This is a genomic window from Caballeronia sp. Sq4a, assembly GCF_023170545.1.
Taxonomy (GTDB): domain Bacteria; phylum Pseudomonadota; class Gammaproteobacteria; order Burkholderiales; family Burkholderiaceae; genus Caballeronia.
On record NZ_CP084250.1, the window covers coordinates 44,006 to 67,918 of the forward strand.

Annotated in this window: 22 protein-coding genes and 1 tRNA gene; 18 read left to right on the forward strand and 5 right to left on the reverse strand. The window is 64.4% G+C overall.

The features are described 5' to 3' along the window. The first annotated feature begins 174 nt into the window (after positions 1–174). From def to LDZ24_RS00240, 14 genes are all read left to right on the forward strand, one after another. Positions 175–678, forward strand: coding sequence for a peptide deformylase (gene def, locus LDZ24_RS00175; protein ID WP_248320856.1), 504 nt, complete (start codon positions 175–177; stop codon positions 676–678). 51 nt (positions 679–729) lie between these two features. After that, a complete protein-coding gene (gene fmt, locus LDZ24_RS00180) occupies positions 730–1,725 on the forward strand; it encodes a methionyl-tRNA formyltransferase (RefSeq protein ID WP_248320857.1) in 996 nt (331 codons plus the stop codon). 29 nt (positions 1,726–1,754) lie between these two features. After that, positions 1,755–2,402 (forward strand): LysE family translocator, encoded by a 648-nt coding sequence (locus LDZ24_RS00185; protein WP_248320858.1) that lies wholly within the window; start codon positions 1,755–1,757, stop codon positions 2,400–2,402. A 117-nt stretch (positions 2,403–2,519) separates the two neighbouring features. Next, positions 2,520–3,374, forward strand: a complete 855-nt coding sequence (htpX, locus tag LDZ24_RS00190) for a zinc metalloprotease HtpX (RefSeq protein ID WP_206467320.1) — start codon at positions 2,520–2,522, stop codon at positions 3,372–3,374. 148 nt (positions 3,375–3,522) lie between these two features. Next, positions 3,523–4,992 carry a 16S rRNA (cytosine(967)-C(5))-methyltransferase RsmB gene (gene rsmB / locus LDZ24_RS00195; protein WP_248320859.1) on the forward strand — a complete coding sequence of 490 codons (1,470 nt, stop codon included), beginning with the start codon at positions 3,523–3,525 and terminating at the stop codon, positions 4,990–4,992. Further along, positions 4,989–5,585 carry a DUF4390 domain-containing protein gene (locus tag LDZ24_RS00200; protein ID WP_248320860.1) on the forward strand — a complete coding sequence of 199 codons (597 nt, stop codon included), beginning with the start codon at positions 4,989–4,991 and terminating at the stop codon, positions 5,583–5,585. The genes rsmB and LDZ24_RS00200 overlap by 4 nt, the downstream gene beginning before the upstream one ends. A gap of 22 nt (positions 5,586–5,607) precedes the next feature. Beyond that, positions 5,608–8,034, forward strand: coding sequence for a PAS domain-containing sensor histidine kinase (locus LDZ24_RS00205; RefSeq protein ID WP_305854674.1), 2,427 nt, complete (start codon positions 5,608–5,610; stop codon positions 8,032–8,034). Beyond that, the gene (gene esaR / locus LDZ24_RS00210; RefSeq protein ID WP_248320862.1) at positions 8,035–8,751 is read left to right on the forward strand and encodes a response regulator; all 717 of its coding nucleotides are present in this window, start codon (positions 8,035–8,037) and stop codon (positions 8,749–8,751) included. 95 nt (positions 8,752–8,846) lie between these two features. Then, positions 8,847–8,922: transfer RNA gene (locus LDZ24_RS00215), tRNA-Phe, on the forward strand. A gap of 368 nt (positions 8,923–9,290) precedes the next feature. Then, entirely contained in the window at positions 9,291–10,025 is a 735-nt protein-coding gene (gene queC / locus LDZ24_RS00220) for a 7-cyano-7-deazaguanine synthase QueC (protein WP_248320863.1), read from the forward strand. Positions 10,026–10,071: 46 nt separating this feature from the next. Next, on the forward strand, positions 10,072–10,704 hold the full coding sequence (gene queE / locus LDZ24_RS00225; protein WP_248320864.1) for a 7-carboxy-7-deazaguanine synthase: 633 nt from the start codon (positions 10,072–10,074) through the stop codon (positions 10,702–10,704). 17 nt (positions 10,705–10,721) lie between these two features. After that, positions 10,722–11,168: a 6-carboxytetrahydropterin synthase QueD gene (queD, locus tag LDZ24_RS00230; RefSeq protein WP_248320866.1), complete on the forward strand. Its 447-nt coding sequence runs from the start codon at positions 10,722–10,724 to the stop codon at positions 11,166–11,168. Between the two features lie 186 nt (positions 11,169–11,354). After that, entirely contained in the window at positions 11,355–12,137 is a 783-nt protein-coding gene (locus tag LDZ24_RS00235) for an HpcH/HpaI aldolase/citrate lyase family protein (protein ID WP_248320867.1), read from the forward strand. After that, complete coding sequence (locus LDZ24_RS00240) at positions 12,134–12,841, forward strand: tetratricopeptide repeat protein (RefSeq protein WP_371747359.1); 708 nt, start codon at positions 12,134–12,136, stop codon at positions 12,839–12,841. Before LDZ24_RS00235 ends, LDZ24_RS00240 begins: the two co-directional genes overlap by 4 nt. A gap of 12 nt (positions 12,842–12,853) precedes the next feature. Here the strand turns inward: LDZ24_RS00240 and rodA are convergent, their stop codons facing one another. The 5 genes from rodA to LDZ24_RS00265 all read right to left on the reverse strand — a co-directional run bounded on the left by rodA (position 12,854) and on the right by LDZ24_RS00265 (position 19,223). Next, positions 12,854–14,014 carry a rod shape-determining protein RodA gene (gene rodA, locus LDZ24_RS00245; protein WP_371747360.1) on the reverse strand — a complete coding sequence of 387 codons (1,161 nt, stop codon included), beginning with the start codon at positions 14,012–14,014 and terminating at the stop codon, positions 12,854–12,856. A gap of 10 nt (positions 14,015–14,024) precedes the next feature. Further along, positions 14,025–16,277, reverse strand: coding sequence for a penicillin-binding protein 2 (mrdA, locus tag LDZ24_RS00250; protein WP_248320868.1), 2,253 nt, complete (start codon positions 16,275–16,277; stop codon positions 14,025–14,027). Positions 16,278–16,365: 88 nt separating this feature from the next. Beyond that, a complete protein-coding gene (gene mreD / locus LDZ24_RS00255; RefSeq protein ID WP_175938922.1) occupies positions 16,366–16,878 on the reverse strand; it encodes a rod shape-determining protein MreD in 513 nt (170 codons plus the stop codon). Then, a complete protein-coding gene (mreC, locus tag LDZ24_RS00260) occupies positions 16,875–17,987 on the reverse strand; it encodes a rod shape-determining protein MreC (RefSeq protein WP_248320869.1) in 1,113 nt (370 codons plus the stop codon). The genes mreD and mreC overlap by 4 nt, the downstream gene beginning before the upstream one ends. Positions 17,988–18,179: 192 nt before the next feature. Next, positions 18,180–19,223 carry a rod shape-determining protein gene (locus tag LDZ24_RS00265; RefSeq protein WP_004189550.1) on the reverse strand — a complete coding sequence of 348 codons (1,044 nt, stop codon included), beginning with the start codon at positions 19,221–19,223 and terminating at the stop codon, positions 18,180–18,182. A 378-nt stretch (positions 19,224–19,601) separates the two neighbouring features. Between LDZ24_RS00265 and gatC the strand changes: the two genes are divergently transcribed. From gatC to LDZ24_RS00285, 4 genes are all read left to right on the forward strand, one after another. Further along, positions 19,602–19,901 (forward strand): Asp-tRNA(Asn)/Glu-tRNA(Gln) amidotransferase subunit GatC, encoded by a 300-nt coding sequence (gene gatC / locus LDZ24_RS00270; protein ID WP_244847644.1) that lies wholly within the window; start codon positions 19,602–19,604, stop codon positions 19,899–19,901. A 73-nt stretch (positions 19,902–19,974) separates the two neighbouring features. Further along, positions 19,975–21,465, forward strand: a complete 1,491-nt coding sequence (gene gatA / locus LDZ24_RS00275) for an Asp-tRNA(Asn)/Glu-tRNA(Gln) amidotransferase subunit GatA (RefSeq protein ID WP_248320870.1) — start codon at positions 19,975–19,977, stop codon at positions 21,463–21,465. Positions 21,466–21,467: 2 nt separating this feature from the next. Continuing rightward, entirely contained in the window at positions 21,468–22,937 is a 1,470-nt protein-coding gene (gene gatB, locus LDZ24_RS00280) for an Asp-tRNA(Asn)/Glu-tRNA(Gln) amidotransferase subunit GatB (protein ID WP_248320871.1), read from the forward strand. A 112-nt stretch (positions 22,938–23,049) separates the two neighbouring features. Next, positions 23,050–23,889 carry a PPK2 family polyphosphate kinase gene (locus LDZ24_RS00285; protein ID WP_248320872.1) on the forward strand — a complete coding sequence of 280 codons (840 nt, stop codon included), beginning with the start codon at positions 23,050–23,052 and terminating at the stop codon, positions 23,887–23,889. Positions 23,890–23,913 lie beyond the last annotated feature (24 nt).

Here is a 23,913-nt window from a genome sequence, read left to right on the forward strand (position 1 = left end):
ATCAAGAATCGTCGCCCGGCCGCGCTGCCGGTCCGTAGCGACGCTGTCTGCCGCTTGCCGGCGGCGTTGAATCCCGTGGATTCGCCCGCATATCTTCGGCAAGCCGCAAGGCCCCCGCAACCTGGCCGAATGGCCGACTTCACCGCGTCGTGGCGCGCGTAGATAATCCGAATCATGGCTCTGCTCAAGATACTCAACTACCCGGACAAGCGGCTGAACAAGGTGGCGAAGCCCGTCGCCGTGGTGGACGACCGCATCCGCAAGCTCGTCGCCGACATGGCCGAGACGATGTACGCCGCGCCCGGCGTCGGCCTCGCGGCCACGCAGGTAGACGTGCACGAGCGGGTGATCGTCATCGACGTTTCGGACGCGCACGACGAACTGATGGTCTTCATCAATCCGGAAATCGTCTGGGCGAGCGAGGTTAAGAAGGACTGGGAAGAAGGCTGCCTGTCCGTGCCGGGTATTTACGACGTCGTCGAGCGGCCGGAGCGGGTTCGCGTGAGGGCGCTGAATGAGAAGGGCGAGACGTTCGAGCTCGATTGCGAAGGGTTGCTCGCCGTATGCGTGCAGCACGAAATCGATCACCTCGACGGGCACGTGTTCGTGGAGTATCTGTCCCAACTCAAGCAGACGCGCATTCGCGGGAAGATGAAAAAGCTCGAAAAGGCGCTGTAACCGGCGGTACGATTCACGTTTTTGCAGGCGCGCCGAACGGCGCTTTCTCCGATGACTCAATCGCTGCGTGTCGTTTTCGCCGGTACGCCTGAATTCGCCGCCGCCGCGCTCGCGGCCATCCATGCGGCTGGCTTTCCGGTTCCTCTCGTTCTCACGCAGCCCGATCGCCCCGCCGGCCGCGGCATGAAACTGACCGCCAGTCCGGTCAAGCGTTTCGCGGTCGAGCACGGTCTTCCGGTCGCGCAGCCGACGTCGCTCAGGCGCGCGGGCAAATACCCGCAAGAGGCGGCGCAAGCCATCGACTTGTTGCGCGCCACGCCGCACGATGTGATGGTGGTCGCGGCCTACGGGCTGATCCTGCCGCAGGAAGTGCTCGATATCCCGCCGCGCGGCGCGATCAATATCCACGCGTCGCTGTTGCCGCGCTGGCGCGGGGCCGCGCCGATCCATCGCGCGATCGAAGCCGGCGACGCGCAAACGGGCATCACGCTCATGCAGATGGACGCAGGTCTCGACACCGGCGCCATGATCCGCGAAGTCCGCACGCCCATCCTTCCGGACGACACCACGGCTACGTTGCACGACCGGCTCGCGCAGATGGGCGCGGAACTTATCGTCGCGGCCCTGCGCGATCTCGAACGCGACGGCACGCTTTCCGCCACGCCTCAGCCGGAAGACGGCACCACCTACGCCGAAAAGATTGCGAAGCACGAGGCGGCGCTCGACTGGCGTCGCCCGGCGGACGAACTCGCGCGACAGGTCCGCGCGTTCGATCCGTTCCCGGGCGCGTCCAGCACGCTCGACGACACGGCGATCAAAATCTGGTCGGCGCAGCCGCTCGACAAAGCGCACGGGCAGCAGCCGGGCATCATCCTGGACGTCTCCGCGGAAGGCATCGTCGTGGCTTGCGGCTATGGCGCGCTCAGGCTGACGCAGCTACAGAAGCCGGGCGGCAAGCGGCTCGCGGCGCGCGAATTTCTGGCGGGAACGCCTCTGTCGAAGGGGCAACGTTTCGCCGTTCACGACGACGCGCGCAGCATAGAATAAAAAGTCGCTCACGTTTTTCGGGTTTCCCCATGCTCGGCATCACAGGTTTCGCCTTCTTTCTCGTCGCCGTGTTCCTGCTGAACGTCACGCCGGGGCCGGACACCGCGTATATCGTCGGGCGCAGCGTCGCGCAAGGGCGCGGAGCCGGCATTGTCTCGGCGCTCGGCATTTCGGCGGGATGCGTCGTGCACACGCTTGCCTGCGCGTTCGGCCTCACGGCGATTCTCGCGGCATCGGCGGCGGCGTTTACCGTCGTCAAGATCGCGGGCGCGATCTATCTGATCTACCTCGGCGTTCGGCTGATCTTCACGAAGCACGAGGCCGCGAGCGACGTGGCATCCGCCAAAGCCAGCGCCAAGGGCGCGCCGAAGTCGCTGCGCCAGCTTTTCACGCAGGGCTTCGTCACCAACGTCCTCAACCCGAAGGTCGTGCTCTTTTTCGTCTCGTTTTTCCCGCAGTTCGTCGCGGCGGACAGCCAGCACAAGACGCTCGCGTTTCTCACGCTCGGCCTCGTGTTCATCGCGATGAGCACCGTCTGGAACAGCTTCGTCGCGTGGATCGCGGGCAGCGTCACGGAACGCTTCTCCGGCAAACCGGGCGTGAAGAAGTGGCTGGATCGCGGCGTGGGCGGCGCGTTCGTCGGTCTCGGCATCAAACTGGCCACTTCGCACCGATAGTTGAATTTTTTGCGGATGCCCCTATCTAACGTTTTGCTTACAATGAGCGTCCCGGCCGACGTGGCCGGGACCACCGCGCAGATGGCGCACCGTGTTTAGGGAGAAGGAGCTCCGCATATGTTCAACTGGGTCAAAACCGCGATGCTGATGGCAGCGATCACGGCCCTTTTCGTCGTGATCGGCGGCATGATCGGCGGGTCGAAGGGCATGATGCTCGCGCTCGTCGTGGCGCTCGGCATGAATTTCTTCTCGTACTGGTTCTCGGACAAGATGGTCCTGCGCATGTACAACGCGCAGGAAGTCGACGAAACCACCGCGCCGCAGTTCTATCGCATGGTGCGCGAGCTGGCCACGCGCGCGCAATTGCCGATGCCGCGCGTCTATCTCATCAACGAAGACGCGCCGAACGCGTTCGCCACCGGCCGCAATCCGGAGCACGCGGCGGTCGCGGCGACGACCGGCATCCTGCGCGTGCTGTCCGAGCGCGAGATGCGCGGCGTGATGGCGCACGAACTCGCGCACGTGAAGCATCGCGACATTCTCATCTCGACCATCTCCGCGACGATGGCCGGCGCGATTTCCGCACTCGCGAATTTCGCGATGTTCTTCGGCGGGCGCGACGAGGAAGGCCGTCCGGCCAATCCGATCGCGAGCATTGCCGTGGCGATTCTTGCGCCTATCGCGGGCGCGATGATCCAGATGGCGATTTCCCGCGCGCGCGAATTCGAGGCGGACCGCGGCGGCGCGCAGATCTCGGGCGATCCGCAGGCGCTCGCGAGCGCGCTGGAGAAGATTCACGCGTACGCGTCCGGCGTGCCGTTCCCGACGGCGGAAGCGCATCCTGCCACCGCGCAGATGATGATCATGAATCCGCTGTCGGGTGGCAGCATCGCGAATCTGTTCTCGACGCACCCGGCCACCGAAGAGCGCGTCGCGCGTCTCATGGAAATGGCGCGGACCGGGCGCATGTAAGCGCGTCGCATCGGTAGTCGAAAGCAAGGCCGCTCCGGCATGTCCGGAGCGGCCTTTTTCTTTACTCCCGGCGCATCGGTCGCCTTTGTGGCGCACGTTACAATCGTCGTTTGATATGCGCGCGCCAGCCGCAAGACCCCATCTCGACATGACAGACAAGCCTTCCCGGCGATCCGCCGCCGCGCACCCGCCGCACGCGCACGCTCGCATGAGCGCGCTGCATCTCGCGCCCGATTCGCTCGCGTTCGCGCTCGACGGCGCGGCACAAGCCGTCGGCGCGGTCCGGGCAGGTTCGGCGTTGCCCGCGGCCATCCAGACGGTCGCGGCGTCGGGCAAGCACGCGGCGGCGCGTGGCGCGATTCAGGACATCGCGTATCGCACGATGCGCCGGCTTGCCCTCGCCGATGCGCTCCTGCACAAGCTCGTGCGCAAGGCGCCGCCGCCGCATGTGAGCAACGTGCTCGCGTGCGCGTTCGCTTTGCTCGCGGACGACGAGGCGCACGCGGCATACGCGCCGTTCACCGTGGTCGACCAGGCGGTGAGTTCGATCGCCGCGCGGCGCGAATTTTCCTTCGCGAAGGGGCTCGTGAACGCGGTGCTGCGCAACTTCCTGCGCGAACGCGACGCGCTCATCGCCGAAGCGATGCAAAGCCCCGTCGCGCGCTGGAACTATCCGCAGTGGTGGAACGACGCTGTGAAGCGCGCCCAGCCCGACGCATGGGAGCGCATTCTCGCGGCGGGCAACGTGCAGGGGCCGCTCACGTTGCGCGTCAATGCGCGGCACATGAGCGTGAGCGCGTATCTGGACGTTCTGAAGTCCGAAGGTATCGAAGCGCGCGCAGCGGGGCAGCACGCGGTTCGGCTAAACACGCCGATGCCGGTCGATCGCATTCCCGGCTTCGCGGACGGCGTCGTGTCCGTGCAGGACGCCGGCGCGCAGCTCGCCGCGCAGTTGCTCGATGTTCGCGACGGCATGCGCGTGCTTGACGCCTGCGCCGCGCCCGGCGGCAAGACCGGCCACATTCTGGAGCTGGCGAACGTCGAACTCGTCGCGCTGGAAAGCGATGCGACGCGAGCGGGCCGCATCGCGCAGAATCTGGAGCGCCTGAAGCTGCACGCGGACATTCGCGTGGGCGATGCCGGCGATCCTTCGCAGTGGTTCGACGGCGCGCCGTTCGATCGCATTCTTGCCGACGTGCCGTGTTCGGCGTCGGGCATCGTGCGGCGGCATCCGGACATTCGCTGGCTGCGTCGCTCGTCCGACATTGCCGCGCTCGTCGCTGAACAAAGACGCATTCTCGCGGCGCTGTGGCCGCTCGTCGCGAAAGGCGGCGAACTGCTCTACGTGACGTGCTCCATCTTCCCGGAGGAGGGCGAGGAACAAGCCCGCTGGTTTGGAGCGTCGCATGAAGATGCGGTACGATTGGACGCGCCGGGGCAACTGTTGCCGACAGCGGCGCGCGCAAGCGCGGGTGCGGTTCAAGCGTCACCGGATGGTACACATGCCGAACGCGCCGGTTCCGGCGAGGCAGAGAACGCAGGTCCGCCGTCGAGTGTCAACGCGGAAACCTTCGCGGATCACGACGGATTCTTCTACGCGCGCTTTCAGAAACGGTGACGATCAAACGCTTTTTTCCGCTTCGGCTCGCGGCCGTCATCTGGACTGCGCTGACGCTCTGGCTGAGTTTCATGCCGGCTGCGCCCGCCTTCGCCGAGACCATCTCGGTGCAGCGCGCGTCCTTGCAGGCGGATAACAACGGCTGGAGCCTCGATGCGCATTTCGACTTCGATCTCAACAGCAGTCTCGAAGAAGCCGTGAATCGCAGCGTGCCGCTCTACTTCACCATCGACTTCACGCTTTCACGGCCGCGCTGGTACTGGTTCGACGAAGAGCCGGTCAATGTCTCGCAAAGCATTCGGCTCTCCTTTCAGCCGCTCACGAACGAGTACCGCGTCTCGACGGGCGGCTTGCAATTGCGCTTCGCATCGCTCAATGAGGCGCTCGCGGTCATCAAGCATGTGGCGTCGTGGCATGTGATCGACCGTAATCAGGTGCATGGCGGAGAAACGTACACCGCATCGGTGCGCATGCAGTTGGATATCGCGCTGATGCCCAAGCCGTTCCAGATCGACGCGGTCAACAACCGCGACTGGAACCTGTCCTCGGATTGGAAGCGGTTCACTTTTACGGCGGCGGAACGTGCGAAATAGATTTCGACGCGGCCGCACGGACATGAAGAGTTTCGTGGTTCGGTTGCTGGTCACCACAGTCGCGCTCACGGCGGTTCTGCTGCTCGTGATGCTCGCGCTCGCGAGCGCGAATACGGAATTCTTCGACCGCTATTACGGCTGGCTCTACGCGGCGAATGTGGCGGTGGCGCTCATCTTTATGCTGATCGTCATCAGCCTGACGCTGATTATCGTGTCGCGCGTGCGGCAGGGGCGCTTCGGCACGCGGCTGCTCGCCAAGCTCGCGTTGATCTTCGCGCTCGTGGGCGTGCTGCCGGGCGCGATCATCTACGTCGTGTCGTATCAGTTCGTGTCCCGAAGTATCGAGTCGTGGTTCGACGTGAACGTGGAAACCGCGCTCACGTCGGGCTTGACGCTCGGGCGCGGCATGCTCGAAACGTCGCTCGCGGATTTCAAGAATCGCGGCCGGCAAATGAGCGATCAACTCGCGAGCGCCGATCCGTCGAGCCTCACGCTGACGCTCTTGCGCCTGCGCGATCAGTTCGGTGTGCAGGACGCCGTCGTGTTCGAGCGTCCGCGCGATCAGTACAACCGGGAAGACCTGAACGCAGGCGGACCGTTGCAGCGCGTGGCGGGCTTGCGGACCATCGCGCAGGCGTCGGGGAATTACTATTCGCTCTTGCCCACGAACGAGCCGACCAGCTCCATGCTGAAGGAAGCGCAGGATCGTCCGTTCGGCGCGATAGAAGGCGAAATCGACGGCGATCCGAAATCGAACGGGCCGAAGGGCGCGCTGCGGCTGCGCGTCATCACGAAGATTCCGGACCCGACGACGACCACCGAATTCCAGCACGTCGACCGCTTCTTGCAGATCGAGCAGCCGGTGAGTCAGGAACTCGCGCGCAATGCCGACGCCGTGCAGCGCGCCTATCGCGAGTATCAGGAAAAGCGGCTCGGGCGCACGGGCTTGCGCAAGATGTATATCGGCACGCTGACGCTTGCGCTCTTTCTCGCCACCTTCATCGCGATGATGCTCGCGCTCGCGCTCGGCAATCAGCTTGCGCGGCCGCTCTTCCTGCTCGCGCAAGGCACGAAGGAAGTGGCCGAAGGCGACTACACGCCCAAGCGCGAGATCAATTCGCGCGATGAACTCGGCTTCCTCACGCAGTCCTTCAATGCGATGACGCGCCAGCTTTCGGAAGCGCGGGCGGCGGTCGAAAACAACCGCATCGCGCTCGAACATTCGAAGGCGTATCTCGAAAGCATTCTCGCGAACCTCACGGCGGGCGTGTTCGTGTTCGACCGGCAGTTCCGGCTCACCACCGCGAATCGCGGCGCGGAGCGCATCTTCCGGCAGCCGTTTCGCGCGTTGCAGGGCCATTCGCTCGATCAGATCGACGTGCTCGCTGAATTCGGCGCGATGGTCAAGAAAGCGTTCGCCGAGCGCGATGCGGCGGCTATCGGCAGCGGGCATCCGACGGGGGATCGCGGGCACTGGCAGCAGCAGGTGGCCGTGACCGTGCCCGGCGAGAACGATCCGCTGACGCTGCTCGTGCGCGGCACGCAATTGCTGAGCGCCACCGAGAGCGACACGGAAGACGCCGAGACCACCGGCTATGTCGTCGTGTTCGACGACATCTCCGACGTCATTTCCGCGCAGCGTTCCGTGGCGTGGGGCGAAGTGGCGCGGCGTCTCGCGCATGAGATCAAGAATCCGCTCACGCCTATTCAGCTTTCCGCCGAGCGCCTGCAAATGAAGCTCGCCGACAAGCTCGCGCCGCAAGATGCCGAAGTGCTCAAGCGCGCATCGACGACCATCGTGAATCAGGTGCAGGCGATGAAGCACATGGTCGACGACTTCCGCGAATACGCGCGCACGCCGCCCGCGGTGCTCGGCAATCTGCAACTGAACGATCTCGTCGGCGAAGTGCTGGCGCTTTACGGCATCGAAGAAGGCAAGAGCCCGATCAAGGTGGACCTCGCGAAGCTGCCCGTGATCCGGGGCGACGCGACGCAGATCCGCCAGGTCATCCACAACCTGCTGCAGAACGCGCAGGACGCCGTCGCCGATGTGCCCGAGCCGCGCGTGCTGCTCGAAACGAGGACAGTAGAATATGGCGAGCCCGATGCCTCGGGTCATGCGCGCGTCGCGGTTCGTCTGAGCGTTTCGGATAACGGCGCGGGCTTTCCCGCGCGCATCCTGTCGCGGGCGTTCGAGCCTTACGTGACCACGAAGGCGAAGGGCACGGGTCTGGGACTTGCAACGGTGAAGAAGATCGTCGACGAGCATGGCGCGCGCATCGACATTCGCAATCGGTCGAAAACAGGCGACGTGGTGGAAGGCGCGCAAATCTCGATTCTGTTTCTTCAACTCGCGGACGAGACCGCCGCCGATGGCGCAGCGCCTTCGACTCCGGCGGCCGCGAAACACGGAACGACAAAAGCAACAGTGCAGACAAGGGCAGCTTAAATGGCAACCATCCTGGTGGTAGACGATGAAATGGGGATCCGGGAACTGCTCTCCGAGATCCTGAGCGACGAGGGGCACGTGGTGGACGTGGCGGAGAACGCGCAGCACGCGCGCGAGTACCGCTTGCAGCAGACACCCGATCTCGTCCTGCTCGACATCTGGATGCCCGATACCGATGGCGTCACGCTTCTGAAGGAATGGGCCGCGCAGGGCAAGCTCACGATGCCGGTCATCATGATGTCGGGCCACGCGACCATCGACACGGCCGTCGAAGCGACGAAGATCGGCGCGCTCAACTTTCTCGAGAAGCCGATCGCGCTGCAGAAGCTCTTGAAGGCGGTCGAGCAGGGACTCGCGCACGGCACGGCCGCGCCGGCTGCGGTGGCGGCGGCCAAGCCCGCGCTGAACGCGGGCTCATCGGGCGTGCCGATCGCGGCGGCGTTGCCGACGGCTTCGGCGCTGAACGCATCGTCGGGCGATGCGGGCACGGGCAGCGCGGGGCAGAGTCAGGCGGGGCAGACGGCGTCGATCTCGTTCGACATTCCTCTGCGCGATGCCCGCGACGCCTTCGAGCGCGCGTACTTCGAATATCACCTCGCGCGCGAGAACGGCAGCATGACGCGCGTCGCGGAAAAGACGGGGCTGGAGCGCACGCACCTGTATCGGAAGCTGAAGCAGCTCGGCGTCGATCTCGGAAAGAACAAGAGCGAAGTTTGAGCGGCATGCTGGAGCCGATCCGGACGAAAGCGTGAAAAATTCGGTGAAAGGCTTGAGCACCGTGCCTGTCTCTGATATAGTCTCACTTCTTCGTTGGCCCGGTAGCTCAGTTGGTAGAGCAGCGGATTGAAAATCCGCGTGTCGGTGGTTCGATTCCGCCCCAGGCCACCAGAATGCAAGAAGCCCGAGAGTGTTTTCGCTCTCGGGCTTTTTCATTTGTGTCGTCGGGCGGCGCGCTCATGCGCCGAAAGCGCCGGACGGCAACCCCGGCGAACAATCGTTCAGCGTGATAAAATCCGCGTCGAATTAAGGACTTGCCTCGTCCTCGGACCGCAAGTCCTTTTCTTTTCGATGCCCGAAAAGCATCGGCGAATCACCTCGCAGATTGCTATCGGAGGCATAAAGGCCGCCTGCGTCCGACAAAACGCCACCGGCCTATACTGGATTCGCAGATCGCCGCAGCGCGCGTTCAACGCGACGCCGGTCATTCCACCGGCCATGCGGCGCACGACGCCAATCTCATACACGGAGTTTTCACGGTGACTCGGATAGACGCGAAGGACAGCGCTCTCGTGCTGTTTTCCGGCGGACAGGACTCGGCCACGTGCCTTGCATGGGCGCTCGAACGCTATAAGACCGTCGAGACGCTCGGCTTCGATTATGGCCAGCGGCATCGCGTTGAACTGGAATGCCGCGACGGGTTTCGCGCAGCGGTTGCGCGTGAGTTCCCGCATTGGGCCGATCGGCTCGGCGAAGACCACATGATCGACTTGTCGGTGCTCGGCGCGATCAGCGATACGGCCATGACCCGCGAGATCGAGATTCAGTCGACAGCGAACGGCCTGCCGAACACCTTCGTGCCGGGGCGCAACCTGCTGTTCATGACTATCGCGGCGGCGCTCGCGTATCGGCGCGGATTGAAAGTGCTCGTCGGTGGCATGTGCGAGACGGATTTCTCCGGGTATCCCGATTGCCGCGACGACACCATGAAAGCGTTGCAGGTGGCGCTGAATCTCGGCATGGAAACGCGCTACGCGCTGGAAACGCCGCTCATGTGGCTCGACAAGGCCGACACCTGGCGTCTCGCGGAAACGCTCGGCGGCGAGGCGCTCGTCGAATTGGTTCGCGTGGAAACGCATACGTGCTATGTGGGCGAGCGTTCGGAACTGCACGACTGGGGCTTCGGCTGCGGCCAATGCCCGGCGTGCAAGCTGCGCAAGCGCGGCTACGAGGCGTATCGCGCGGGCGAGCAGGTCACCATCGAACCGGTCTGATTCCGAAGACAGACCACAGCCAGATCACACGGACTACAGAGCAGTCATGACGTACGCGGTAAAGGAAATCTTCTACACGTTGCAGGGCGAGGGCGCGAACGCCGGGCGTCCGGCCGTGTTCTGCCGCTTCGCCGGCTGCAATCTGTGGTCGGGCCGCGAGGAAGATCGCGCGGACGCGGTGTGCCGCTTCTGCGACACGGATTTCGTCGGCACGGACGGCGAGAACGGCGGCAAGTACAAGACGCCGGCGGAACTCGTCGCGAAGATCGCGTCGCTGTGGCCCGAGGGCGCGGCGCACAAGTTCGTCGTGTGCACGGGTGGCGAGCCGATGTTGCAGATCGACCAGCCGTTCGTCGACGCGCTTCACGCGGCGGGCTTCGAAATTGCGATCGAAACGAACGGGTCGATGGCCGTGCTGGAGAGCATCGACTGGATTTGCGTAAGCCCGAAGGCCGACGCGCCGCTGGTCGTGACAAAGGGCAACGAGCTTAAGGTCGTCGTGCCGCAGGACAATCAACGGCTCGCGGAGTACGAAAAGCTCGACTTCGAGTACTTCCTCGTGCAGCCGATGGATGGCCCGTCGCGCGACATCAATACGAAGCTCGCGATCGACTGGTGCAAGCGGCATCCGAAATGGCGGCTGTCGATGCAGACGCACAAATACCTGAACATCCCCTGAGAGACGATCGAGCCGACGTGCAGACGATTACCCGAAAACTCGAATTCGATGCGGGCCACCGCATTCCCGATCACCGCAGCCAGTGCCGCAATCTGCACGGGCATCGTTACGTGCTCGAAATCACGCTGCAAGGCGAACTCGTCGATACGGAAGGCGCGCCGGATCGCGGCATGGTGATGGACTTCGCCGACGTGAAGTCGCTCGCAATGGAACATCTCGTCAGCAAGTGGGATCACGCGTTCATCGTCTACGAAGGCGACGTGAAAGTGCGCGAATTCCTGCAATCGATGACCGATCACAAGACCGTCGTGTTCGACCGCATTCCGACCGTCGAGAACATGGCGGCGGTCGCGTTTCGCATTCTTGCGGATGTCTATGACGCCCACTACGGCGTCGATCTCAAGCTCAAGCGCGTGCGGCTGTACGAAACGCCGAACTGCTGGGCGGACGTCGAGCGGGCGTAAGCGCTTGCGCGTCGAAGGCGCGGCGAACGTCCGCGCCGTTGTCACGGTATGATCGCTCGGTGAGTCGGCCAACTCTGGCCGACGCCGCGCAGTGCATGTCGATCATCCGGAGCGCAACATGCCGTTAGTCATCCAGTCGTGTCCCTTCCTCACATTGCGCAGGGTGCGCTCCCACGGAGCCGCGCGATGAGCACCTTCACGAATCCCCTCAAGCAACGTCTCGCCGATCCGGGTCCGCTCTTCGGCCTGTGGCTGTCGCTGTGCAGCGCCGATGCCGCCGAAGCGCTCGCGCATGCCGGTTTCGACTGGCTGTGCATCGACATGGAACACTCGCCGAACGATAGTCGCGATGTGGTCGAGCAGCTTCGCGCGATCGCCGCCGCGCACTTGCCGACCGAGCCGGTCGTGCGCGTGCCGTTCGCCGAAGGCTGGCTCGTCAAGCGCGTGCTCGATGCAGGCGCGCGTACGCTCATGTTCCCCAACGTGCAGTCGGCGGAAGACGCGGCGCGCATCGTGCGGCTCACGCGCTATCCGACCGAGGCGCAGCTCGAAGGACTGCGCGGCGTCGCGGGCGCGGTGCGCGCGGCGGCATACGGCATGCGGCGCGACTACGTGTCCGGCGCGAACGATCAGATCGCGACCATCGTGCAGATCGAGTCCGTGGCGGCGCTCGCCGCCGTCGATGAGATCGCCGCGACGCCGGGCGTCGATTGCCTGTTCATCGGCCCCGCGGATCTCGCCGCGAGCCTCGGCCATCTCGGCGATAGCAAGCATCCGGACGTGCACGCGGCCATCACCAAAATCGCGGACGCCGCGAAGCGCGCGGGCAAGTGCAGCGGCATTTTCGCGCTCGATGTCGCGAGCGCGCGGCAGTACGCGGAAGCGGGCATCAAGCTCGTTTCGATTGCCGCCGACGTGATGTGGCTCTTGAAGGCGACGCGGCAGGCGTTGCAGGAGGCCCGAGCATGAAGGGCGCTTGGCGTGGCGGCGTGGCGGCGGCAACGGCTGCGCTCGTCTTGATGACGGCGGGCGGCGCGCACGCGCAAGGCATGCCGAAGCCGACCGATCTGGCGACGCAAAACGCCGTCGCCGATTACAACGCGGGCAACCTCGTCGCCGCGCGCTCGGAGTTTCGTCGCGCGGCGGAGAAGGGCAGCCGTCTCGCGCAGTTCAATTACGCGATGATGCTGCTCAACGGCGAAGGCGGCGCCGCCGACGTGCCCGAAGGCAAGAAGTGGCTGCGCCGCGCGGCCGATGCGAACATGACGCACGCGCAGTACGTCTACGGCAAGATGTACGACGACGGCGAGTTCGTAGAGAAAGACCCGGCGGAAGCGCACCGATGGTTCCTGCGCGCCGCGAATCAGGGGCACGTGCAGGCGGAATTGGCGCTCGCGAATCAGTTTCTGGACGGCCGCGGCACCGCTCGCGACAACACGCAGGCGTTCACCTGGTACAAGAAGGCCGCGCAGGGCGGCGACATGACGGCGCAGTACGTCGCGGGATCGTTCTATGAGCGCGGCGGCGATGGCGTCGAGCGCAATCTCAACGTCGCGCGCGCGTACTACGCGGCGGCCGCGGCGCAGGGTGATCCGGCTGCGAAGCTCAAATACCTGCAGCTGAGCGCCGAGATAGAGCAGCAGAAGCCGCCGCCACAGGCGCAGCCGCAGTAATCGCTCGCGGCGTCAGCTTTGCATCAGCCGTTTCTGTCGCGCGACGCTCATGATGAGCCCGACCGCGACGCCCAGCGTGGTCAACGCCGTGCCCCCGTAACTCATGAACGGCAGCGGCACGCCCACGACCGGCAGAATGCCGCTCACCATGCCGATGTTGACGAACGCGTAGGTGAAGAACGCGAGCGTGAGCGATCCGGCCAATAATCGCCCGAAGAAGGTCGCGCCGTTCGCCGCGATGTACAGCCCGCGCGCGATCAGCGCCATGTAGAGAAAGAGCAGCACGAGCCCGCCCGCCAGCCCGAACTCTTCCGAAAACACCGCGAAGATGAAGTCCGTGTGCTTTTCAGGGATGAATTCGAGGTGCGCCTGCGTGCCCTTGAGCCAGCCCTTGCCCAGCGTGCCGCCCGAGCCGATTGCAATCACCGCCTGAATGGTGTGAAAGCCCTTGCCCAGCGGATCGGATGTCGGATCGAGCAGCGTGCAGATGCGGTGCTTTTGATAATCGTGCATCAGCGGCCAGTTGACTTCGGGCTGGCAGATGCGGTCCTGAAATACCGCGACGCTCGCCACCACGACCACCGCCGCCGCGAGCACCGGCACGATCAGCTTGAAACTGAGCCCGGCGAAATAGATGACGAACACGCCCGCCGCGAACACCAGCACCGCCGTGCCGAGGTCCGGCTGCTTCGCGATCAGGCCGACGGGCAGCATCAGAATCACGAAGCCGACGATGTAGTCCCACCAGCGAATATTGCTCTCGCGCCGCTGGTAGTACCACGCGAGCATGAGCGGCATCGCGATCTTCATGATCTCGGACGGCTGAATGACGACGCCGACGTTCAGCCAGCGTTTCGCGCCCTTGCGCGTGAGCCCGAACGCGGCCACGGCGACGAGCAGCGCCACGCCCACCGTATAAAGCGGCACGGCGAAGCGCATGAGCGTCTGCGGCGGAATGTTCGCGAGAACCCACATCAGGCCGAACGTCAGCATGATGTTGCGCAGCTGGTCCTCCACGCGGCCCGGCACATCGAGACTCGCGCTGTAGAGCGTCACGATCCCGACGCACAGCAGCAGAAAAACGATCAGCGCGAGCGGCCGGTCGAAGCCCGCGAACATGCGCTTCGCGCGCTCTATCCACACGTGCTTGTCGAATTGCAGATGCACTTGCATGCCGATTTCCTTATTCGTCGATGCCGCCGGTCGGCGCGAACGTGCGCACGCCGTTCTCCGCGTTGCCGCGCACCATCGTGGGCGTCGGCTCGGTCGGCGCGCTCTTTTGGCCGCGCTTGCGGGCCGGCGCGGCCGACGCCGGCAGCGCCGCTGCGGGCGCGGACGCCGGGCGGCCAGCCGGCAGAGCGGGCGCGGAAGCTGCCTTCGCGACATCGGGATTAGACGCAGCCGACGGCGAGAACGCCGGCGACTGGTTAGCCACCGATGCAGGGAGCGCAGCCGCAGCCGGCGGTTGCGTGCCGCCGATCACGGGCAGGCCAGCGTCTTCCGTCGCGGATGCCGCGGCGGCCACGGCGGCCGCTTCGGCGCCCGGCTTCATCCGGTCCACGAGGTAATAGTCGAGCACTTTTCGCGCGATCGGGCCGGCCGCTTCCGCGCCCCAGCCGCCGTTTTCGACGATCAGCGCCAGCGCGATCTTCGGATTCTCCGCAGGCGCAAACGCGATGAAGAGCGCGTGATCGCGCAGATGCTCGGCTGTCGCGTGGCCGTGATAGTTCGCGCCTTGCAGCGAATAGACCTGCGCCGTGCCCGTTTTGCCGGCCGCGAGATACGACGCGCCCGCGAACACCTTCGCCGCCGTGCCGTTCGTGACCACGCCTTCCATCGCGCGCTTGATGACGTCGATGTCTTGCTGACGCACGGCGATCTTGTCGCTCGGGTCGCGCACGACCGGGCGTATCGCCTTGCTGATCGGGTTCTCGACATCGCGCACGAGGTGCGGCTTCATCACGACGCCGTTGTTCGCGAGCGTCGCCGTCGCGTGGGCGAGTTGCAGGATGGTGAACGAGTTGTAGCCCTGGCCGATGCCGAGGCTGATGGTCTCGCCTTCGTACCAGCGCTGCTGCTCGGGCTTGCGATACGCCTTGCGCTTCCATTCCGTCGACGGAAGAATGCCGCGCGCCTCGCCCGCGATGTCGATGCCCGTAATCTGCCCGAAGCCCCACGGTTTCATGAAACCGGCCATCGCGTTCACGCCCAGGTCGCGCGCCAGCATGTAGAAATACGTGTCGTTGGACACGACGATCGCGCGATTCATGTCCACCCAGCCCTGACCCGAACGCACGTCGTTGCGGAACGTGTGGCCGCCGAACGTGAAATAGCCGGGGTCCTGGAAGCCCCAGCCGGGCGTGCGCTTGTGCAGCGTGAGCGCGGCGAGCGCCATGAACGGCTTGTACGTCGATCCCGGCGGATACGTGCCGTGCAGCGGACGGTTCAGAAGCGGATGGTCCGGCGAATTGTTGAGCGCGTCCCACGTCTGCTGGTCGATGCCATCGACGAAGGAGTTCGGATCGAAGCTCGGCGCGGAGACGAACGCGAGCACGTCGCCCGTGGATGGCTCGATGGCGACCAGCGCGCCGCGCTTGCCCGCGAACGCCTGCTCGGCGACCTGCTGCAAGCCGATATCCAGCGACAGCACGAGGTTGTTTCCCGGCGTCGCCTGCGTGCGCGACATCGTGCGGACCGGGCGGCCGCCCGCCGTGACTTCCACTTCCTCAAAACCGGTCAGGCCGTGCAACTCGGTCTCGTAACTCTGCTCGACGCCGATTTTGCCGACGTAATCCGTGCCCTTGTAGTTATTCGCGTCGAGGCGCGGATCGTAGTGATCCGAGTTCGCGTCGTTCGCGTCGCTTGCATCGTCGATGCGTTCCTGATCGCGCTGCGAAATGCGGCCGATATAGCCGATCACGTGCGCTGCCGTCGTGCCGAGCGGGTACTGCCGGAACAGCCGCGCGCGCACTTCCACGCCGGGAAAGCGGAAGCGTTGCGCGGTGAACTTGGCGACTTCTTCGTCGGTGAGGCGCGTGCGGATGGGCAGGCTCTCGAAATTCTTCGAGTCCTCGAGCAGTTTCTTGAAACGCCGGCGGTCGCGCGAATCGATCGGGATGACTTGCGAAAGCGCGTCGATGACTTCATCGAGCGTGCCGTTGATCTTCGACGGCGTGATTTCCAGCGTGTAGGCGGAATAGTTCTTCGCCAGCACGATGCCGTTGCGGTCCGTAATGATGCCGCGGTTCGGCACGATCGGCGCGACCGAGATGCGGTTCTCGTTGGCCTGCAACGAGTACTTGCTGAAGTGCCAGACCTGCAAATAAAGAAAACGCAGGCCGATCAACCCGAAGCAGACGAACACGAACAGTCCCGCCGCCGCGACGCGCAGGCGGAACTTCGACAACTGTTGCTCGGTGTTCTTGATTTCGGTCATGCGGGTTTCGCGAGTGGTTCGCGATTCTTTCGCGATTCAAGTGTAGTCGGCGCGCGGGCGTTTATCGGCGCCGTGTCGCGCGCGGCGCTCAGATCGGGCGCGTGTCGTCGGGATCGGCTGCGCGCCGTTGCGGCATCAGAAGCAGGAAGCTCGCGATCGGCCAAAGCAGCGCCTCGACGAATCCGTTGACAAGATAGCTCCAGCCGGGAAACGCGGCGCCCGTCATCAGACGGATGATGAACGGCACGAGATGCGCGCCGACCAGCAGCGGAGCGACGACGAACGTCTGCACCGGCAGCGACATCCACAGCACGCGCCGGTGAATGGTGATCGCGCCGTAGGACAACAGCGTGTACGCCAGCGCGTGTTCGCCCAGCAGGTTCGCGCTATGGACGTCCATCAACAGCCCGAGCAGGAACGCGATGCCCATGCCCACCTTGCGCGGCTGCTGCACGTTCCAGAAGAGCAGCACGAGCGCGACGAAATCCGGCACGCCGACGAGCCGTCCCCAAGGCACGAGATTCAGCAGAAACGCGGCGGCCAGGCTGAACGTGATGAAGTACGGATTGACCGGCTGAAGAATGTACTGCGGACGATTCATCGCGCGGCTCCCGACGAAGCGGGTTTCGGCGCGTGCGCCTTCTTGCCCGATTTGGCCGCTGCGCTCGATGCCGCTTTCGGCGCTGTCGCCTTCGCCGCGGGATTCGCGGCAGGCGTCGACGCAGCAACAGCCGCCGACGCGCTCGCCGGCGCCGACGCGGCAGCCGGTGCGCTCGCGCCCGCCGCTGCTTTGGCCGCGGGCTTCTTCTTGCCCTTGTTTTCCTTCGCTTCCTTGGCGGCAGCGGCGGCTTCGACTTCGACCGGATTGGGCGGCACATTGACGTTGTAATGCAGCACGAGCAACTGGCGCGCGCCGCGCACCGCCGCGACCGGCACGCAGACGACGCGGGCGAATGCCGTGTCCGCCTGCTTGTCGACGCGCAGCACCTTGGCGACCGCGAGCCCCGGCGGATACACGCCGTCGAGACCGCTCGTCACGAGCTGGTCGCCGACTTGCACGTCAGCGCTGATCGGCACGAAGCGCAAGTCGAGCGTGTCGCCCTTCGGCGTGCCGTAGATGACGCTGCGCAGCCCCGTGCGCGCGATTTGCACCGGCACGGCCTGATCCTTGTCGGTGAGCAGCGTGACTTCCGACTGCATCGGGAAAACGCGTGTGACTTGCCCGATTACGCCTTCTTCGTCCACGACAGGCGCGCCGTCCTGTATGCCTTGCTGCGAGCCCTTGCCGATGACGACCTTCTGCGTGAAAGGATCGCGCGTGTCGTATTGGATTTCGGCGGGCGTGGTTTGCGTGGTGGCGCGCGACTGAAGGTTCAGCAGTGCCCGCAGATGCGCGTTCTCGATGTTCAGTTGCGCGGCGTCGCCGGCCTTGATGGACAGTTCGAGATTCTTGTCGGCGAGCTTGCGGTTTTCGCTGCGTAGCGTGGCGCTCGTGACGGCGAGATCGGCTGCCCCCATGAAGATGTCGCGCGGAACCAGCGCCGCGCGCTGCAACGGATAGAGCCCGGCGCCGAGAATGCCGCGCACGATTTCGAGTGTGTTGAAGCGGACGTCCGACACCAGCAGCGCGATGGCCAGCACCACGAAGAAAATGAGGCGTGCGAGCGCCGAAGGGCCTTGCTTGAAAAGTGGCGGCGGACTGTATTCCATGGTCAGCGCCGAGGGCGTGAGCGGGTGGATGATGCTGCAGGCTGTTTCGCTTGTGGCGGGACCTGCCCTACGCTGTTTCGACAAAGGCCCGGACTGATGCCGGGCCGTGCGCGCGTCGCGTTACGCGGGATGCTCGAGTGTCTGCTTCGGCAATGCGTTCGATACGAAACGCGCGCACGCCGAAGCCTGCGATCACTCGTAAGAGAAGATGCTGCCGAGCTTGTCCATGCGCTCGAGCGCCATGCCGGAACCGCGCACCACGCAGGTCAGCGGATCTTCGGCGACGAGCACCGGCAAGCCGGTTTCTTCCGCGAGCAGGCGGTCGAGGTCACGCAGGAGCGCGCCGCCGCCCGTCAGCATCATGCCGCGCTCGGCGATGTCCGCGCCGAGTTCCGGCGGCGTCTGTTCCAGCGCGATTTTCACCGACGAGACGATCTGGTTTAGCGGATCGGTGAGGGCTTCGAGGATTTCGTTGCTCGAAATCGTGAAGCTGCGCGGAATGCCTTCGGACAGGTTGCGGCCCTTGACTTCCATTTCCTTCACTTCCGAGCCGGGGAACGCGGAGCCGATTTCCTTCTTGATGGCTTCAGCCGTTTGTTCCCCGATCAACATGCCGTAGTTGCGACGGATGTAATTGACGATGGCTTCGTCGAACTTGTCGCCGCCCACGCGCACCGAGCCTTTGTACACGATGCCGCCGAGCGAGATGACGCCGACTTCGGTCGTGCCGCCGCCGATGTCCACGACCATGGAGCCCGTGGCTTCCGAGACCGGCAGCCCCGCGCCGATTGCCGCGGCCATGGGTTCCTCGATGAGATACACCTGCGAAGCGCCCGCGCCGTGTGCCGCTTCCTTGATGGCGCGGCGCTCGACTTGCGTGGAGCCGCACGGCACGCAAATGATGATGCGCGGCGACGGCGAGAACATGCGGGATTCGTGTGCAGTCTTGATGAACTGCTTGATCATCTGTTCGGTGACGGTGAAGTCGGCGATCACGCCGTCTTTCATCGGCCGAATGGCTTCGATGTTGCCCGGCACCTTGCCGAGCATTTGCTTCGCTTCCTTGCCGACAGCCTGAATGGTCTTCTTGCCGTTCGGGCCGCCTTCTTGACGGATGGAGACGACTGACGGCTCGTCGAGGACGATGCCCTTGCCGCGCATGTAGATCAGCGTGTTGGCGGTGCCGAGATCAATCGCCAGGTCGTTGGAAAAATAGCTGCGCAAAAAGCCGAACATTCAAAAATCCTGTCTCGCTGGGTAGCCGTGCCTCGCTAAGAGCGCCGGGGACGGCAGCGGAAAAAATAACGGTTTGCCGGGACGGCGAAACGGGCCGCCGTGAATGCAAATCCGAGCAGAAATCTACCGCGGAATTGAACATGCCACGCAAACGTTTCTCGACGAGGGATGATCCAGGGAGAAAGCCGCTGACAGGTCGATCCGGATGTGGGTCGAACGTGTAATGATACCTTATAATTTGGGGGTTTCTATAGGAAAAGGACGGCACTTTTTGCCATCCTCGGCCCCGCTTCGACGGCTTTCCGCCAGGATCGTAACTGACTGTTGCAGCGAACCTTTTTGGCGCGGGAGTTGTTCATGTTTTTCTCCGGTGATCCCATGTCATTGACCCTGACCGACGTTAAACGCATCGCGCATCTCGCGCGGCTGGAACTGCCCGACCACGAGGCCGAACCGACGCTTGCGCGGCTCAACGACTTCTTCGGTCTCGTCGAGCAGATGCAGGCGGTCGATACCGCCGGCATCGAGCCGCTCGCGCATCCTATCGACGCGATCGAGGAAGTCGCCCTGCGACTGCGCGACGACGCAGTCTCAGAGCGGATCGAGCGCCAAGAGTTCCAGCGTTGCGCGCCGGCCGTGCAGGACGGGCTCTATCTCGTGCCGAAGGTGATCGAGTGAGCGTGGCGCATCGACTCATCGGAACAACGATCTCGCGCGCGGCGTGACGCGCCGCGCTCATCAGGGAACTGCAATGCATCAGAAAAGCTTGACCGAACTGCGCGCCGCGCTCGACTCGAAGGCGATCTCCGCCGTCGAGCTGGCGCAGTCGTACCTGCAACGCATCGAAGCCGCGAAAGAACTGAACGCGTTCATCGGCGTGAATCCGGAGCTCACGCTGGAACAGGCGAAGGCCGCCGACGCCCTCATCGCGCAGGGCAATGCCGGTCCGCTCGCCGGCCTGCCCGTCGCGCATAAAGACGTGTTCGTCACGCGCGGCTGGGCGTCGACGGCGGGTTCCCACATGCTGGAGAACTACGCGAGCCCGTTCGATGCCACCGTCGTCGAGCGCCTGAACCGCGCCGGCATGGTGTGTCTCGGCAAGACGAACATGGACGAGTTCGCCATGGGCTCGTCCAACGAGAACTCGTTCTTCGGCGCGGTGAAGAACCCGTGGGACCTGAAGGCCGTGCCGGGCGGATCGTCGGGCGGGTCGGCAGCGGCCGTCGCCGCGCGCCTCGCGCCCGCCGCGACCGGCACCGACACGGGCGGGTCCATCCGTCAGCCCGCGTCGTTTACCGGCATCACCGGCATCAAGCCGACGTACGGCCGCGTGTCGCGCTACGGGATGATCGCGTTCGCGTCGTCGCTCGATCAGGGCGGGCCGATGGCGCAAACCGCCGCCGACTGCGCGCTGCTTCTGAATGCGATGGGCGGCTTCGACGAGCGCGACTCCACGAGCTTGCAACGGGAGAATGAAGACTACACGCGGTATCTCGGCAAGAACTGGACTGAAGATGCCGACAAGCCGTTGAAAGGCCTGCGCATCGGCATGCCGAAGGAGTACTTCGGCGCGGGCTTGGCCGACGACGTGCGCGCCGCCATCGACGCTGCGCTGAAGCAATACGAAGCCCTCGGCGCGACGCTCGTCGAAGTCTCGCTGCCGAAGACCGAGCTTTCGATTCCCGTGTACTACATCATCGCGCCGGCGGAAGCGTCGTCCAATCTGTCGCGCTTCGACGGCGTGCGCTACGGGCATCGCGCGGCCGAGTACCGCGACCTGCTCGACATGTACAAGAAGTCGCGCGCCGAAGGCTTCGGGCCGGAAGTGAAGCGCCGGATTCTGGTCGGCACGTACGTGTTGTCGCACGGCTATTACGACGCGTACTACCTGCAGGCGCAGAAGATTCGCCGCATCATCGCGCGGGATTTCCAGGAAGCGTTCAAGCAGTGCGACGTCATCATGGGACCGGTCGCGCCGTCGGTGGCCTGGAATCTCGGCGAGAAGACCGACGATCCCGTGCAGATGTACCTCGCCGACATCTACACGCTCTCCGTGAGCCTCGCGGGCCTACCGGGCATGAGCGTGCCGTGCGGCTTCGGCGCGGGCGCGAATGCGAATCGGCCGGTCGGTCTGCAGATCGTCGGCAACTATTTCAACGAAGCCCGGATGCTCCAGGTCGCCGACGCGTTCCAGCGCGCGACCGACTGGCACCGCAAGGCACCATCGGCATCGGGAGTGTGAACATGCAGTGGGAAGTCGTCATCGGTCTGGAAACGCACGCGCAGCTTTCCACCGTCTCCAAGATTTTCTCGGGCGCGCCCACGCAGTTCGGCGCGGCGCCGAACACGCAGGCAAGTCCCGTCGATCTCGCGCTGCCGGGCGTGCTGCCGGTCATGAACCGCGGCGCTGTCGAGCGCGCGATTCGCTTCGGGCTCGCCATCGGCGCGCACATCGCGCCGCGCAGCATCTTCGCGCGCAAGAACTACTTCTACCCGGATCTGCCGAAGGGCTATCAGATTAGCCAGTACGAGATTCCGGTCGTGCAGGGCGGAAAGATCACGATCCACGTGCCCGCCAACGAAAAGGCCGGCAAGGAAGCGTACGAGAAGACCGTCAACCTGACGCGCGCGCATCTGGAAGAAGACGCCGGCAAGTCGCTGCACGAAGACTTCGCGGGCATGACGGGCATCGACCTGAACCGCGCGGGCACGCCGCTGCTCGAAATCGTCACGGAGCCGGAAATGCGCAGCGCCGCCGAAGCGGTCGCGTATGCGAAGGCGCTGCACGGTCTCGTCGTGTGGCTCGGCATCTGCGACGGCAACATGCAGGAAGGCTCGTTCCGCTGCGATGCGAACGTCTCGGTGCGTCCGGTCGGCCAGAAGGAGTTCGGCACGCGCGCCGAGATCAAGAACCTGAACTCGTTCCGCTTCCTCGAAGAAGCCATTCAGTACGAAGTGCGCCGTCAGATCGAGCTGATCGAAGATGGCGGCACCGTCGTGCAGGAAACGCGTCTGTACGATCCGGACAAGCGTGAAACGCGCTCCATGCGCAGCAAGGAAGACGCGCACGACTACCGCTATTTCCCCGATCCCGATCTGATGCCGCTCGTGATCGAGGAAAGCTGGGTGGCGCGCGTGCGGGCCGAGATGCCGGAACTGCCCGCGGACATGCAGAAGCGCTTCGTCGATACCTACGGCCTGACGTCCTATGACGCCGGCGTGCTCACTTCGTCGAAGGCGATGGCCGCGTACTTCGAAGCGGTCGTCGAGAAGGCGGGTGCGGCGCAGGCGAAGATTGCCGCGAACTGGCTCATGGGCGACGTCTCCGCGCAGCTCAACCGCGAGTCGCTGGATATTGCTCAGTCGCCGGTGTCGGCGGCGCAACTCGCGCTGGTGCTGCAACGCATCGCGGACGGCACCATCTCCAACAAGATCGCGAAGGACATCTTCCAGTCGATCTGGGAAGAAAAGGCCACCGACGAAGCCGCGGCCGACCGCATCATCGAGGCGAAAGGGCTGAAACAAATCTCGGACACGGGCGCGCTGGAAGCGATCATCGACGAAGTACTCGCCGCGAATCAGAAGTCCGTGGATGAATTCCGCGCGGGCAAGGAGAAGGCGTTCAACGCGCTGATCGGCCAGGCCATGAAGGCGACGAAGGGCAAGGCCAATCCGCAGCAGGTCAATGAATTGCTGAAGAAAAAGCTGGGCTGAGTCGGCGGCGCATGTCGCGCATGGTCTGCTGATTCAGGAGCGTAAGACTTACGGGCTGTTGCCGGTTGATCTGTGCAGCGGCCCGTTTTTCATTGCTGAAGCGGAAAAAAACATGGCCAAGAAATCCGACCTGGACGACTATCGCGTTCCGTTCTTCGACGGCGGAAAAAAGCTCAAGGCGTTCGACATCACTTCAGTCGATCCGTCTCAGAAGCCTTTCTCGACAGGCGCGAAAGACGACGACCGCGCGCGCCTCGCTGAAATCGGCGCGCAGCTGAACGAGTTGCAGGAGAAGCTGCACGCGCAGCGCCGCGAGCGCGTGCTGCTCGTGCTGCAAGGCATGGACACGAGCGGCAAGGACGGCACGGTGCGCGGCGTGTTTCAGGACGTCGATCCGCTCGGCCTGCGCATCGTGCCGTTTCGCGCGCCGACCGAGCGCGAGATGGCGCACGACTTTCTCTGGCGTGTCCACGCGCAAGCGCCGATGGCGGGCGAACTCGCGATCTTTAACCGCAGCCACTACGAAGACGTGCTCGTGCCGCGCGTGCTGAAGCAAATAGACGATGACGAATGCGAGCGGCGCTATCGTCATATCCGCGAGTTCGAGGCGCTGCTCGCGGATGCGGGCACGACCATCGTCAAATGCTTTCTGCACATTTCGAAGGACGAGCAGCGCAAGCGGCTGCAGGCGCGTATCGACGATCCGACGAAGCACTGGAAGTTCGACGTCTCGGACCTCGAGGCCCGCAAGCTGTGGGACGACTATCAGCAGGCGTATTCGGTGGCGCTCGGCGCGACCTCGACGGACTACGCGCCGTGGTACATCATTCCGGGCGATTCGAAGACGCATCGGAACGTGATGGTCGCCGAGCTCGTCTTGCGCACGATGCAGGGCATGAAGCTCGAATTCCCGCCGGCGAAGGAGTCGCTCACCGGAGTGAAGGTCGAGTAAATCAAATCAAGAAGAAAGGAAGCG

Coding starts and splice junctions, on each gene's coding strand:
- def (WP_248320856.1), top strand. CDS start 175: ATGGCTCTGCTCAAGATACTCAACTACCCGGACAAGCGGCTGAACAAG.
- fmt (WP_248320857.1), top strand. CDS start 730: ATGACTCAATCGCTGCGTGTCGTTTTCGCCGGTACGCCTGAATTCGCC.
- LDZ24_RS00185 (WP_248320858.1), top strand. CDS start 1,755: ATGCTCGGCATCACAGGTTTCGCCTTCTTTCTCGTCGCCGTGTTCCTG.
- htpX (WP_206467320.1), top strand. CDS start 2,520: ATGTTCAACTGGGTCAAAACCGCGATGCTGATGGCAGCGATCACGGCC.
- rsmB (WP_248320859.1), top strand. CDS start 3,523: ATGACAGACAAGCCTTCCCGGCGATCCGCCGCCGCGCACCCGCCGCAC.
- LDZ24_RS00205 (WP_305854674.1), top strand. CDS start 5,608: ATGAAGAGTTTCGTGGTTCGGTTGCTGGTCACCACAGTCGCGCTCACG.
- esaR (WP_248320862.1), top strand. CDS start 8,035: ATGGCAACCATCCTGGTGGTAGACGATGAAATGGGGATCCGGGAACTG.
- queE (WP_248320864.1), top strand. CDS start 10,072: ATGACGTACGCGGTAAAGGAAATCTTCTACACGTTGCAGGGCGAGGGC.
- LDZ24_RS00235 (WP_248320867.1), top strand. CDS start 11,355: ATGAGCACCTTCACGAATCCCCTCAAGCAACGTCTCGCCGATCCGGGT.
- LDZ24_RS00240 (WP_371747359.1), top strand. CDS start 12,134: ATGAAGGGCGCTTGGCGTGGCGGCGTGGCGGCGGCAACGGCTGCGCTC.
- rodA (WP_371747360.1), bottom strand. CDS start 14,014: ATGCAAGTGCATCTGCAATTCGACAAGCACGTGTGGATAGAGCGCGCG.
- mrdA (WP_248320868.1), bottom strand. CDS start 16,277: ATGACCGAAATCAAGAACACCGAGCAACAGTTGTCGAAGTTCCGCCTG.
- mreD (WP_175938922.1), bottom strand. CDS start 16,878: ATGAATCGTCCGCAGTACATTCTTCAGCCGGTCAATCCGTACTTCATC.
- mreC (WP_248320869.1), bottom strand. CDS start 17,987: ATGGAATACAGTCCGCCGCCACTTTTCAAGCAAGGCCCTTCGGCGCTC.
- LDZ24_RS00265 (WP_004189550.1), bottom strand. CDS start 19,223: ATGTTCGGCTTTTTGCGCAGCTATTTTTCCAACGACCTGGCGATTGAT.
- gatC (WP_244847644.1), top strand. CDS start 19,602: ATGTCATTGACCCTGACCGACGTTAAACGCATCGCGCATCTCGCGCGG.
- gatA (WP_248320870.1), top strand. CDS start 19,975: ATGCATCAGAAAAGCTTGACCGAACTGCGCGCCGCGCTCGACTCGAAG.
- gatB (WP_248320871.1), top strand. CDS start 21,468: ATGCAGTGGGAAGTCGTCATCGGTCTGGAAACGCACGCGCAGCTTTCC.
- LDZ24_RS00285 (WP_248320872.1), top strand. CDS start 23,050: ATGGCCAAGAAATCCGACCTGGACGACTATCGCGTTCCGTTCTTCGAC.